The organism is Streptomyces sp. a15, assembly GCF_059026085.1.
Genome location: NZ_JBWLKM010000076.1, coordinates 1 through 13,030 on the forward strand (window position 1 = coordinate 1; position 13,030 = coordinate 13,030).

General features: G+C 68.7%; 10 protein-coding genes and 2 pseudogenes. 8 read left to right on the top strand and 4 right to left on the bottom strand.

Features of this window, described 5'->3' with window-relative positions:
- Nucleotides 1–460: 460 nt before the first annotated feature.
- From AC5P09_RS41410 to AC5P09_RS41425, 4 genes are all read left to right on the top strand, one after another.
- Nucleotides 461–3,250 (top strand): ATP-binding protein, encoded by a 2,790-nt coding sequence (locus AC5P09_RS41410; RefSeq protein WP_493878858.1) that lies wholly within the window; start codon nucleotides 461–463, stop codon nucleotides 3,248–3,250.
- A gap of 594 nt (nucleotides 3,251–3,844) precedes the next feature.
- Nucleotides 3,845–4,831, top strand: a complete 987-nt coding sequence (locus AC5P09_RS41415; RefSeq protein WP_493878859.1) for an NADP-dependent oxidoreductase — start codon at nucleotides 3,845–3,847, stop codon at nucleotides 4,829–4,831.
- 43 nt (nucleotides 4,832–4,874) lie between these two features.
- On the top strand, nucleotides 4,875–5,150 hold the full coding sequence (locus tag AC5P09_RS41420; RefSeq protein WP_493878885.1) for a hypothetical protein: 276 nt from the start codon (nucleotides 4,875–4,877) through the stop codon (nucleotides 5,148–5,150).
- 408 nt (nucleotides 5,151–5,558) lie between these two features.
- Nucleotides 5,559–5,729: a TetR family transcriptional regulator gene (locus AC5P09_RS41425; RefSeq protein WP_493878886.1), complete on the top strand. Its 171-nt coding sequence runs from the start codon at nucleotides 5,559–5,561 to the stop codon at nucleotides 5,727–5,729.
- 172 nt (nucleotides 5,730–5,901) lie between these two features.
- Here the strand turns inward: AC5P09_RS41425 and AC5P09_RS41430 are convergent, their stop codons facing one another.
- Nucleotides 5,902–6,807: an HAD family hydrolase gene (locus AC5P09_RS41430; protein ID WP_493878860.1), complete on the bottom strand. Its 906-nt coding sequence runs from the start codon at nucleotides 6,805–6,807 to the stop codon at nucleotides 5,902–5,904.
- A gap of 204 nt (nucleotides 6,808–7,011) precedes the next feature.
- Nucleotides 7,012–7,475 (bottom strand): annotated as a pseudogene (locus tag AC5P09_RS41435) (isochorismatase family protein); the annotation flags it as partial.
- A 91-nt stretch (nucleotides 7,476–7,566) separates the two neighbouring features.
- Between AC5P09_RS41435 and AC5P09_RS41440 the strand changes: the two are divergent.
- Nucleotides 7,567–8,034 carry a MarR family winged helix-turn-helix transcriptional regulator gene (locus AC5P09_RS41440; protein ID WP_493878861.1) on the top strand — a complete coding sequence of 156 codons (468 nt, stop codon included), beginning with the start codon at nucleotides 7,567–7,569 and terminating at the stop codon, nucleotides 8,032–8,034.
- 184 nt (nucleotides 8,035–8,218) lie between these two features.
- Here AC5P09_RS41440 and AC5P09_RS41445 read toward each other — a convergent pair whose 3' ends face one another.
- Nucleotides 8,219–8,416, bottom strand: a complete 198-nt coding sequence (locus AC5P09_RS41445) for a hypothetical protein (protein ID WP_493878862.1) — start codon at nucleotides 8,414–8,416, stop codon at nucleotides 8,219–8,221.
- 247 nt (nucleotides 8,417–8,663) lie between these two features.
- Between AC5P09_RS41445 and AC5P09_RS41450 the strand changes: the two genes are divergently transcribed.
- From AC5P09_RS41450 to AC5P09_RS41460, 3 genes and pseudogenes are all read left to right on the top strand, one after another.
- The gene (locus tag AC5P09_RS41450; protein WP_493878863.1) at nucleotides 8,664–9,614 is read left to right on the top strand and encodes an NmrA/HSCARG family protein; all 951 of its coding nucleotides are present in this window, start codon (nucleotides 8,664–8,666) and stop codon (nucleotides 9,612–9,614) included.
- Nucleotides 9,615–9,967: 353 nt separating this feature from the next.
- Complete coding sequence (locus AC5P09_RS41455; protein WP_493878864.1) at nucleotides 9,968–10,360, top strand: hypothetical protein; 393 nt, start codon at nucleotides 9,968–9,970, stop codon at nucleotides 10,358–10,360.
- A gap of 1,380 nt (nucleotides 10,361–11,740) precedes the next feature.
- Nucleotides 11,741–11,913 (top strand): annotated as a pseudogene (locus AC5P09_RS41460) (IS5/IS1182 family transposase); the annotation flags it as partial.
- 404 nt (nucleotides 11,914–12,317) lie between these two features.
- Here AC5P09_RS41460 and AC5P09_RS41465 read toward each other — a convergent pair.
- The gene (locus tag AC5P09_RS41465; protein WP_493878865.1) at nucleotides 12,318–12,851 is read right to left on the bottom strand and encodes an ester cyclase; all 534 of its coding nucleotides are present in this window, start codon (nucleotides 12,849–12,851) and stop codon (nucleotides 12,318–12,320) included.
- Nucleotides 12,852–13,030: the final 179 nt, after the last annotated feature.

Consider the following 13,030-nt stretch of genomic DNA (forward strand, 5'->3'; position numbering starts at 1 on the left):
ACACCACGGAATACAGCCACCACCCGAAGCCCTTCAGGGACTTCGCGATGATTCACCCTGACGAGCCGAAGTCAGTAGAGAGTCCAAGCACGGGGAAGTGCTGCGCGAGCCGCTCGAGACCGGCGACAGAGTCGCCCCAGGGGGCAGGCGCTGCGGATTGTCCTGCGGATGTGCGCCTCGTCCCCCTTCTTGCTTGACGCGTCATCAATTCCGGGCATGCGTGCGGAGCAGCGAGCACGGGTGCGACTGGGCTTTCTCGGGGGTTCCTGACGCGGCAACAGGTCGGATGTATGTCAACGCCTCTGCCCATGAGCGGAGGTGCTGCGCCGCACCGCACGCCCGGCGTCGGCCGCTGCCCGCGCGACCGTCCTGCCCTGCCTGTCCTGGACAAGTCCTACCTGGTCATGAGGGATGGAACGGCATCCGGAACATGCCTTGGCCCAAGGTATTGTTGGGCCGCATGGGAGACGCCCGGTCAACATGGTCAGGGGACTTCCGTCCGGCTACGGGCGGCAGTGGTGCGCGGCTGAGAGGCCGACGCCGTGAACGCGAGGCCCTCAACGCCCTCGTGACCGCCGTTCGTGCGGGGGAGAGCCGGGCCCTCGTCGTCAGTGGTGAGCCGGGCGTCGGCAAGACGGCACTGCTGGACTGGCTGGTTGACGAGACATCGGGTGTCCGCATCGTGCGCGCCACCGGTGTCCAGGCGGAGATGGATCTGCCGTTCGCCGCGCTGCATCAACTGTTGGCGCCCATGCTGGATCGGCTGGACCGCCTGCCGGTTCCGCAGCGCGACGCCCTGCGTACGTTCTTCGGTATCAGCCCGGGGAAGGCGCCGAATCGCTTCTTCGGGGGGTTGGCTGTCCTGGGCCTGCTTGCCGATGTCGCCGAGCAGCAGCCGCTGATCTGCGTCATCGACGACGAGCAATGGCTCGATCGCGCCTCGGCGCAGGTGCTCGCGTTCGTCGCCCGCCGCCTGGAGAGAGAGTCCGTCGGGCTCGTCTTCGCCACGCGTCGGCCGAGCCGGGACCTTACGGGTCTGCCCCAACTCGTCGTCGAGGGCCTGGGGGACGAGGATGCCCGTGCGCTGCTCGAGTCGGTGGGTACCGGGCCGCTGGACGAACGGATCCGCGACCAGGTCATCAGCGAGACCCGCGGCAATCCCCTGGCCCTGCTGGAGCTGCTGCGCGGAATGTCGCCGGCGGAGATCGCCGGCGGTCTGGGGATACGGCGCGGTGCCAGGCCCCTGTCGAAGAAGATCGAGGAGAGCTTCCGGCGTCGGATCGACGCGCTCCCGGCCGAGTCCCGGCGTCTGCTGCTTCTCGCGGCTGTCGACCCCGTCGGTGATCTGACGCTGCTGAACCGGACGGCTGCCCTGCTCGGCATCCCATGCGAGACCGTGACCGCAGCGCTGGAGACCGGCCTGATCGAGGTGAGCCCCCATGTACGGTTCCGGCACCCGCTGGTCCGCTCGGCCCTGACCAACTCCTCCTCACCGCAGGAAATCCGGGACGCACACCGCGCACTGGCGGAAGCCACCGATCCCAAGCAGGATCCCGACCGCCGCGCCTGGCATCGCGCCCTGGCCGCGACGGGGCCCGACGAGGACATAGCCGAGGAACTCGAGCGCTCCGCCGACCGCGCACTGGCACGCGGTGGCCTCACCGCGACGGCGGCATTCCTCGAACGCGCCGCGATCCTGACGCCGGATCCCGCGCGCCGCGCGCAGCGCATGCTCACGGCGGCCTACGCCAAGCTCGACGCCGACGCCCTCGACGACGCGCTGGGCCTGCTGGAGGTGGCCGAGGCGGGTCCGGAAGACGCCCTGCGGACGGCCCGGGCGGAGCACCTGCGCGGCCGGATCGCGCTGGAGCAGCAGCGCATGCCCGAAGCGGCCCGGATCCTCCTCGGTGCCGCCCGGCGCACAGAACCGCTCGATCCCGCCCTGACGCGCGAGATCTACCTGGACGCCTTCGCGGCTGCCGCGCTGGGCGCCAGTCTGGCCGACTCGAACAGCATGCGTACGGTCGCGGAGGCCGCGCGCGACGCACCTCCCGCTCCCGAGCCGCCGCGTGCGGTGGACGTGCTGCTCGACGCGTGGGTGGCGCTGGCGACGAAGGGGTACGCGGTCGCAGGGCCGATGCTCGCCGAGGCACTGCGCATGATCAGCGGCCCGGACGGCGACTCGGGCCGACTCGTGGGCGGCAGGTCAGCTGTCGTCCTCGCCATGGAGCTGTGGGACGCGGAGGCGTCGTTCACGCTCGCCACGCGCCAGGCCCAGGTCGCTCGCGGGACGGGTGCGATGGGGCAGTTGCGGGTCGCACTCAGCTTTCTGGCTCTGGGGCAGGTTCTCGCCGGGGAGTTCGCGAGCGCGGGGGAGTTGATCGCGGAGTACCGCATTCTCACCGCGGCGACGGGTAACCCGTATCTCCCGGCCACCGAGATGATGCTGGCGGCGTGGCGCGGGCAGGAGACACGGGTGCGGGAGCTGGTCGAGGCGAGCCGACGGGCGGCGCCCGGGCGGGGTGTCGGCGCGTTCGTGCCGTACGCGGGCTGTGCGAGTGCGGTGCTCCACAACGGTATCGGTCGCCACCGTGAGGCGCTCGCCGCCGCCAGGGAGGTGTTCGAGCACGACGACTGCGGACTGGGACCGCTCGTCGTGCCCGAGCTGGCGGAGGCGGCGGCCCGCACCGGTGACCGGGGGGCCGTCGAAGACGTACTCGAGTGGCTGTCCGAGCGCACGCGTACGGCGCCGACGGACTGGTCGCTCGGGATGGAGGCCCGGCTACGCGCCTTCCTCGCGCACGGGAGCGACGCCGAGGGCTTCTACCAGGAATCGATCGAGCGCCTCGGCCGTACCCGCGTTCGGGTGGAACTCGCCCGGGCACACCTGCTGTACGGCGAATGGCTGCGCCGAGAGAAGCGGCGGGCCGATGCGCGGGAGCAACTGTCCACCGCGCACGACATGCTGGCGACGATGGGCGCCGATGCCTATGCCAACCGCGCACGGCGCGAGTTGCTCGCCACCGGGGCTACCGCTCGCAAGCGCACCGACGACACCAGTAAAGAACTCACGCCGCAGGAGGCCCAGATCACCCGACTCGCCCGTGCGGGGCTGTCGAACGCGGAGATCGGTGCGCGGTTGTTCATCAGCGCGCGTACGGTGCAGTACCACCTGCGCAAGGTCTTCATGAAGCTCGGCATCAGTGCACGCGGTCAGCTCGACGCCGTACTGCCGGATGACGGGAACTAGTGTCCTGAGTCGTTGATTCGGTTCGGATGTCCGGCGAGGCGGTCCAGGCCCCCGGTTCGGTCTTCGCCCGGACGAAGGGCTCAGGTACTCGTTGCCAGGTCTTGATCCAGGTGGGGGCCTTTGGCATGCGGGGCGCCCTTAGCGTGTGCCTCGATACCGAGCCGGGAGGCAACGTCCTTGCTCGAAGCGCCGGTTGCGCTCCCGCACGATCCGGCACCGCAGGCCGCATGTCGTCGGTCAGCGCCTGCATCTTCATGCCGGCGCACAGGCTGGGACCGCGACTTCGCGAACACCTGATGCCGGCCGCCCTGAGGCCCAGCCGCGACTCTCGGCCGGACCCGGACCCGGACCCGGACCCGGACCCGGACCCGGACCCGGAGCCGGAGCCGGAGCCGGAGCCGGAGCCGGAGCCGGAGCCGGAGCCGGAGCCGGACCCGGACCCGGACCCGGCGCCTGGTCGGCCGGAGGGGGCCCAGCGGCAGTCCATCGATCATGACTGGCCATCCGCACTGTGCACAGGCTGATACGAGTGCCCCGCTGCCGGGACAAGACTTCCCCGCGAAGACGGCCCCCCACCCGTCTGCGAGGAGAGCCATGCGCGCGGTGATCGTGAACGACTACGGACAGACGCCGGTCCTGGGTGAGGTGCCCACCCCACGACCAGGACCCCACCAGCTGCTGATCCGGCTGCGGACAGCCGCCGTCAACCCCATCGACCGCAGGCTCGCGCGCGGCGACTGGCGCATCATGTTCCCCGGCACGTTCCCGATGGTGCTGGGCACCGATGGCGCGGGCATCGTCGAGACCGTCGGCGAGGGCACGACCAGGTTCGCTCCGGGGGACGTGGTCTTCGGGCAGCTGATGATCCCTCCGATCGGGTCGACGGGAACGTACGCGGAGTACGTCGCCGTCGACGAGGACGCGCCGCTCACGCGAGTCCCGGACGCCATGGACCTCGACGTGGCGGCGGCACTGCCGACGATCGGCATGACCGGTCTCGCTCTGACGACCATGCTCTCACCGCTCAACGGCAGGACGGTCCTGATCGTGGGCGCCCGGGGCGGAGTCGGCTCCATGGCGACCCAGTTCGCGGTCAGAGCGGGCGCGCACGTGATCGCTGTCGCTCCAGGCATCGCCGCCGAACGGATGCACCGCTACGGCGCCGCCGAGATCATCGACCCTACGGCGGTCTCCCTGCCGGAGGCGGTGCAGCGGGCGCACCCCGACGGCATCGACGCGCTGATCGACCTCGTGAGCGACACGGACCGCTTCGCCTCGCTGGCCAAGCTCGTACGCCCGGGCGGCTCGGCGGTCACGACGAGGTTCGTGGCCGATGCGGGCGCACTTGAGGCCATGGGCGTCACTGAGATCAACTTCGTGCTGTCGGCCTCGGGCCGCCTCCTCGACCATGTCGCCGAAGCCGTCGTCATCGGATATGTCGCCCCGCCGCCGATCACCCGGGTCCCGCTGGAGGAGGCACCGGCGGTCGTGAACGGCACCGTACGGGGGGCGACCGAGGTCAAGACCGTCATCACGGTGCGTACCAGCATCGGCGGAGCCAGAACGCGGCGAGCTCGGTGACCGGTCGTAAGGTGGCTGTGATCACCGGAATCGGATCACCGGAATCGGCGGCGGCCTGGGTCGGGAAACCGCCCTGAAGCTGGCCGCCAGGGCTTACCGGGTCCACGGCATCCCGCTGTCGCAGCGTGCGGCCACGGAACTGAACAGCGCCGGCGGCGGAGCGATCACCGCGACGGTTGGCGGCATCACCGACGAAGGTGCGGTCAGGTCATGGGTCGCGAAGGTGTCGGACGCGCTGGGTGGCGGTGGCCTCGACGTCCTCGTCAGCACGCCGGCAGCCTCACGCCAGGCCCGCTGGAGGTGCTACCGCCCGACGTGATCCGGCACCACGTCGAGGTCAACGTGCTGGGCGCGCTGCGGGTCATCAACGGCTTCCAGCCCGCACTGCGCCCACACGGGGCCGCATTGTCCACCTCTCGGCCTAGCGGTGGGCACGAGTCGTTCGCGGGCGACTTCGTCGTGGTCCGGGCAGGCAGCGCACGCGGTAGCGGGCCCGCGAAGGCGAGGGCCCGTCCGCAGTGGGTCGTGGAGTCGATGACCGCTGAGCAGCGCAGGCTGTGCGGGCATCGGGTGACCGAGTTCGCCGCCGGCCTGGTGCCGTTGCAGGGTGCGGAACGAAGTGCCGGGCAGTACGCGGACCGGCTGATCGACATCTGCGAACGGGTCCCCGCACCGACTTCGCGAGCCGCCCAAGACTCAGCGTCGAGCGCGGACACGGGCTGCTTTGGTGAAGGCCGCGCGGAAGGTGTTCGAACGGGAAGGCTATCCCGTCACCCGCCTGACCGACATCACCGAAGAGGCTCGGTGCGCGGCGGGATCTTTCTACACCTCCTTCGTCAACAAGGAAGAGGTGCTTGCGGCCGTCGTCCTGGAGGCGGCGGTCGTTGCGGCTGGCTGACGGTCCCGACGAGGTCCACAAGCGGGCCATCGCCAAACAGGAACTGCGGCAGAACCGCGGCGCGGCAAACGGCAGCGGTGAGCTGAGACGGCGGGACTCGATGTCACCGGTCGCATCGCCGTCATCACCGGCGCTTCGCGCGGTGTCGGGCCGGCGATCGCCCGGGCCATCGCTACGGCCGGCCGAACTCCCGGACGGTCGCCACGGGGATGTGCCGGTCCGGTCGGCGTACGACTGTGTCGACGAACCGTTCCAGTACCTGGGCGACGCCGTCCTCGTCGTTGGCGGGGGCACGATGGCGTGCGGTCCGCAGGACGTCCGGATGGGCGTTGGCCGTGGCGTACGAGTGACCCACCGCGGTGAGCATGGGCAGGTCGTTGGGCATGTCGCCGAAGGCGGCGATCTCGTCGCTACCGACGCCGAGTCGTCCGCTCCACGCGAGCAGGGTGGTGGCCTTGGTGACGCCGGGTGCGCTGAACTCCACCAGCGACAGTCCGGTGGAGTAGGTGGTCTCGGCGTTGCTGCCCGCAGTGAGCCGAGCTCGCTCGTAGAAGTCGTCGAGAGGCAGAGTCGGGTGGTAGGCGAGGATCTTCAGCACCGGCCTGCCCGGGATACGGGTGAGGAGTTCCCCGGCGGTGCCGGTGCCGACCGGTTGGGCGGCCTCCTCACCGAACGACCAGGTCGGGTAGGCCGGTTCGTGGCCGAAGTCCCCTTCGTACTCGAGGGCGAAGGCGGTGCCGGGCAGCGCCTTGCGCACGCGGGTGATGAGCCGGGTGGCTGCCAGGGGCCGGATCGGGGACACGTGCGCCAGGGTTCCGTCAGGGGCGTAGACGGCCGCGCCGTTGGCGGCGATGACGAAATGCGATCCGATGGTGGCCAGCAACTCCGGTACGGAGCGCGGGAGGCGGCCTGTGACCAGCACTACGCGGATCCCGGCCTGCTCGGCTGCCGTCAAGGCGGCCCGGGTGCGGTCCGACAGCGTTCCGTCGCTGCGGAGCAGCGTGCCGTCAAGGTCCGTCGCGATCAGTTTCGGAGGGACGAGAGGGACAACGAGAGGCACGCCGGGGGTGGTTGTCATGGCGGCACCCTTCTGGATCGACGGACTGAACGGGTGTGGTTCGGTGCCCTGCGGACACGGGTGCCTCACTCCGATCGATGGCCGCCTGGCACCGCGCCATCGACGGAGCCGTGCTGGGAGGGAGGCGCGAAAGTCTCCGCATCGCTCGAGTACTGGGCGACGCTGGTGCCGCCCGGTACTCGGTCTGTCTTCACGCTCCGGTGGTCACGTTGGAGACGGGGTGTTGAGGAACTGCATCTCCCGGGCGAACGCTACACCGGCGCCCCGGTATGCGCGACAACCGCGCCCTGGTCCTCGGGGGAGATGATGTCGGTGCGGGCCCAGTCGCGCTGCCACTCGGCCAGGGCGACCTGCCAAGTGATCGGGACGACCCCGGCCTGGACCATGCGGCGCACGGCCATGTCGTGGGCCTCGGCCGACACGCCGCCTGAGGCGTCGGTGACGACGTAGACCTGTAGCCCTCCCGACCGCCTGAAGGGTGGGTATGGTCACGCAGATCTCGGTGTACGGGCCGACGATGATCAGCTTCTTGCGTCCGGTGGCCTGACGGCGTCCACCACGCACTGGTCCTCCCAGGTGTTGATGACCGTTCGGTTGATCGGCTTCTGGTCGGGGAAGACGTGCTGGAGGGGCTGGATGATGAGGCCACCGCGCTCTTCCACGACCGTGGGGCAAGAATCTGATGTGTCACGTTGTTGTGCCGCGCCAACTATCACGCGACCTGGGTGATGTGTCAACCATCAGCTAGAGTGGGTTTGCATGGAAGAGGAAACACGCTGGCTCACCCTGACCGAACAGCGCGCCTGGCGCGCCTTCATCGGCGTACATCAGAAACTCCCCAGCGCACTGGCGCGCAAACTGCAGGCTATGGGGAACCTGTCCATCGCCGACTACGTCGTACTCGTGGCCCTCACCGATGCGCCCCACGGGCGGCAGCACTTCCAGGAGCTGGCCCAAGCGGTGGGCTGGGAGCGCAGTCGTATGTCCCACCATCTCAGTCGCATGAACAAACGCGGCCTGGTGATACGTGAAGACTGCCCCAAGGACGCACGCGGGGTTCACGTGATCGTCACGCCCACAGGCCGCGCGGCCATGGAAGAGGCCGCCCCCGGGCACGTCGCCACCGTGCGTCGGCTGGTCATCGACCCCCTCGGTCCTGAAGAGCTCGACATGCTTACCCATCTCTGCGAAGGCATCCTTGGCCGGTTGGAGGCGGATCCACCCTGAGGTCTCGCCCGCTGGCCGCCCGTCCGTGACGGGCGGCCAACTGTCCATTGACACATCAATGTTGATGCATCATCGTGGTTTGATCGTCCCACCTGTCGCGTCGTGGGCACTTCTGCTGCCGCAGCGGCGTCGTCGGGATGACCAATCGCGAACTCTCCAAGGATGCCGTGATGCAGAGCGCCCTTCAGGTACTCAAAGCCGGGCAGATCTTCACAGGAGCGGTCCCTCCGGAGAACGCCACCGTCACCGATTTCGGGCCGGACGCATGGCTGCTTCCGGGACTGATCCGCGACAGGGTCCAGGTCTGGGCCGGCCAGCCATGGGCGAGAGGGCCCGTGTTCAACTCCAGTTCCAGCATCGCGAACAGTTCGTCGCTCAGCACGGGCAGCGAGGCCTGCCCTTCGACACGGGCCCGCTCGGCTGGTGCTCTTGGCGTTCCGGGCGCTGGGCCAAACCGTTGCCCGGGCAGGTCAGAAGAGGCGGCGTCTCGTCGATCACGCTCCGCGACCACTGCTGTGGCACCGCGAACGATCACGACTTCATGACATCCATGAGGTTGATAGGTCAACCGATTCGCTGTATGTTGTTGATGCATCAACCGGAAGAAACTTCTGACAAGGGGAACTGTTATGAGTGACAAGAAGGTCATCGCAGTCGCCGGAGCAACGGGTGCGCAGGGTGGCGGTGCCGCTCGGGCGATCCTGGCAGATCCGGAGTCGGGCTTCACGGTGCGCGCGCTCACCCGGAATCCCGACTCGCCAGCGGCCAGGGAGCTCGCGGCGCTCGGGGCCGAGGTTGTTCAGGCGGACTTCGACGACGAGCCGACGGTGCACAGGGCGTTCGAGGGTGCCTACGGCGCTTTCCTCGTCACCAACTTCTGGGCGCACGGTTCGGCGGCGAAGGAGCTGGAGGAGATCCAGGTTCTGGCCCGGGCCGCCGCGGCCGCCGGTCTGCGTCACGTGGTCTGGTCGACGCTGGAGGACACCCGCGAGCTGCTGCCTCTGGAGGACGGCCGGATGCCGGTCCTGCAGGAGAAGTACAACGTGCCACACTTCGATATCAAGGGTGAGGGCAATGAGCTGTTCAGGCAGGCCGGGGTGCCGACCACCTTCCTCAACACGACCTTCTACTTCCAGGGCTTCCTGCAGGGCCTCGGCCCCCAGCGCGGCGCAGACGGGGTACTGGCGCTGAGCCTGCCGATGGAGGACGGCAAGCTCCTGGCCGGAGTGGACGTGGCGGACATCGGCAGGACGGCCTTCGCCATCCTCAAGGGCGGCGAGCAGTTCATCGGCCAGACCGTCGGCCTGGCCGGCGACCATCTGACCGGTGCGCAGTACGCGGAGAAGCTCGCGGCGGCGCTGGGCGAGCCGGTGCGCTTCCAGTCCGTGCCCTACGACTTCTTCCGCACCCTCGAGATTCCGTTGGCCGAGGAGCTCGGCAACATGTTCCAGTACTACGGCGACTTCGATCAGGAGTTCACCGGCGCCCGTGATCTGAACCGGCTGCGCGAGATCAACCCGGCACTGAAGAGCTTCGACGACTGGCTGGCCGAGAACGCCTCGAAGTTCGAGTTGAACTGACTGGGCGCGACCGCTCCCGTGAGTGGGCAGCTCGACGGCAAGGTCGGCATCGCCGTGCCGGCGCAGTCCGTCGCCCTGGCCGGGTCGGAGCGGTAGGCACCACCCGCTGGAAGAGTCCCCGCAGTTCATCGGCACCGGACGCTTGACCATCACCCGGAACCTCAGGCTACCGACCCGCCTGAATGAGCTGATTTCTGCAGGGACTTGAGGGGCGTCAAGCGACTTGCTGGTCAATCTGGTGAGCTTGACGCCGAGGCGCGGCAGTTGATGATGCATCAACTCACTTTTCCCCTGGGGTAGGCGGCACGTCTCCGTGCGCCCACGAAGTCGAAGATGGAAGGCGTCTACATCTCATGAAGAAGCGTCTCATCAGCATGATCGCCGCAGGCGGCGCGGCAGCCGCGGCACTGGCCGTGACCACCGGCCCGGCCCAGGCGGCGAGCCAGCCGCCCCAGTGCCAGGCCGACGCAGGCGCCTGCGTGGCCGTCACCGACGGAACCAGAGGCCAGGTCCACAGCATCAGCGTGAACGGCCAGTGCGCGTCATTCACCACGGACAGCACGGCTATCACGAACCGCTACTTCCCCCAAGTGACCGTGGACCCCTCCCAGACGTCTCCCACCACGCTGACCTACTCGGGCTACCACTGCGAGAGCAACACTCAGAACTCGCAGCCCGTGGGCTGGTTCACGGGCACGGGTACCGGTAATTACCGCTGGGTGAACATCGGCCGTGTCTGGATGTGACACACGCGGTGCGGCGGCCACCGCACCGGCTACTCGGCACATTGCACGCCGCTACCGGTGAGCGAGACCTGCGGGCCGGCCGGAGCGTCTGGAGACCGTCCAGGCGCTCCGGCCGGCCCGCCTGATGACCGGCTGGCTCTCGCGGGCCGTCTCGGCGTGATGGCGGCCCACCTGCGGGTCGACTACCGCGCTCTGGTACCTGGCCTTCACGGCCATCGCCTGCACCCACATCTGCCACCGCCGACTCGCCAGATCTGGTTTTCCTGCCGATCCTGCAGATTGGTGGGCGAACCCCGAACTCCTCATTCGGGCAGGTTTTCGAGAGCGCAGCGCAGCGTGCGGGCGCACCTGAAGTGCTACCGCACCCTGCGGTTGACCGGCTCAGCCGGCCGTTCTGCGCGCCTCTCAGGGCGGCGAGCCCCTCTCCGTGTCTCTCTGGGGCTATGTCGACACTTGCTGGGAGTACGCCGGGATGGACACCACGGTGTATTCGGTGTTCACCGGCGAGGGGACGGTGAAGCGGGCGTTGGGCAGATAGAAGCGGTCGCCGAAGCGCGCGATGGTGGTCGGGGTGTCGAAGCGCGGGTCGGGGCATGCGGACCACGTCCGCCCGCGAGGGCAGGGCGCCTCGGCGGCCGAGGGGAATCTTGTACAGCACGGGGTTGAACGAGTCGGTGAACCAGGCCGCGTCGCGGGTGATGACCATGTCGTTGACCATCGAGGAGCCTTCGGCTCCGAGCCTGTAAGTGGTGACGACTCGCCCCGTGGCTGGGTTGATCACCCGGGCGGTGCCTGCCTGCCCGCCCGCGACGAACAGGCGCCCGAAGGCGTCGAAGGCGATGCCGACCGCACCCGTCCCCGGTCCGGGCGTGAGGACCCGACCTGCGCCGGTCGCCAGGTTGAGCCGGTACACATCGCCGTTGGCCAGGGAGGTGACGTACGCGGTGGGATCGTTACCGATCGCGATGCCCTCGGGGAAGAATCCGGTCGGCAGTGCGATGGTCTCGGGAAAGAGCCTGGAACCCTTCGGCGGCTGGGAGAGTGTGGCGGCTGCCGACGAGGTGCCGACGCTGACTGCGGTCAGAGCCGCACCGGCGCCTGCGAGGCTCGCCAGGAATGCTCGACGGTTGTGCATGGATTCAACTCCGTTGACGTTGGACTGGCATGCGCCGGGGTTCCGGCGCACGTCGACAGCAATCTGCCGGGGACAGGCCACGCCGCGTGCCGGCTGAGGGGGGGGCGATGGCGGCGTACAGGCCAACGCCGGGGCAAGCCACTACCCTGCTCGACCTGGTCGACGGTTGCCGTGATCGGCAAGCGGCCAGGTCGCGAGGGGGCGAGGTGGCCTTGAGTGCGCCACCGCCGATGACGTAGCTGCGGATGCGGCAGGTCGAAGGCTGGTTACGGGTGGTGCGGGAGCGGTGCGGCAATGGTCCTGGCGGCGTGCGGCCATGGTCCCTGCCGCTGCGGAACTGGTGGTGACGGTCCACTACCGCACAGACCTGACCATGCGGCAGCTCGCGCCGCTGTTCGCCGTCTCGCCGGCGACGGTGGGGACCGACACCCACGCCGGCATTGTTCACCAGCACGTCGAAACGACCCGGTACCTCCTCAGCGAGTCGGCGCCCCTCGGCGAGCGACGCCAAGTCGGCGTATCGGGGGCCGCCGGTTCGCCGAACGACCTCGGCGCGGCGTTTGGCATCACGGGTGTGCACGAAGAGCTGGTAATCCTGCTGCTCGGCCAGCGCCGGCGCGCCCCGCGGCACACCCGTCCGACGCACCAGTGATCAGGACGCGTGCCACGTCTCGGCTCCTCGCTTGTCGGAGGGGTGGCGACGCGTGCCGCTCGGGTTGCCCGGCATGAGAGGAGCGCCGGCCGTGTGATCCTTACCCACCGCCGCAGACGCCCTGGGCCAGTCACGTGGTTCGAGAGGCGATGGCGACGATCGCCGATGGATCAACCGGCAGAGGGCGAGGTGAGGACGCCGAGCTGGACCAGGGCCGTGGCGGTGTCGTCGAAGGCCCATTCCTCGCTGATCTTCCCGTCGGTGATCCGCCAGATGGTTGCGGATTCCCAGCTCAACTGTTTGCCGTCGGCGGGTACGCCCAACAAGGAGCCACGTACCGTCGCGGTCACGAGGTACCGCACCGTGACGAGATCACCTTCGGCGAGGATGTCGAGCTCCTCGGCGTTCAGATCGGGCATCGAGTCGACGAACGAACTGATCAAGCCCACCAGACCCTCCGCCCCGGAGACGGTGCCCATGAAGCCGCCGTGCCAGACGAAGTCCGGCGTCACGAACTTGGCCGCCAGTTCAGGCTGGTGACCGTTGAACACCTGCGTCGTGTAGTCCCGTACGAGCTGCTTGTTGGCCTCTGTTCTCTTCCCGTGGCGCTTGGGGGCCGTGGTGGCGTGGCTGGTTGTGGCCCCGGCGACCGATGCGGCGCCGACGGCGGCGCCGGTGCCGAGGAGTGAACGTCGACTGACCATGACTTCCTCCTGATGCCAGACATGAGGGACGCACACTGCGTCACTCACAGTTAGTTTGTTGCTGAAGCAACAAACTAGGCCCTAATCTGTTGTTACGTCAACCATTTCTGGGTTTCCGTAGGATGAGACGGTGACCAAGCTGCCGGACCGGACAACACCCCTCCATGCCGACGAAGAGG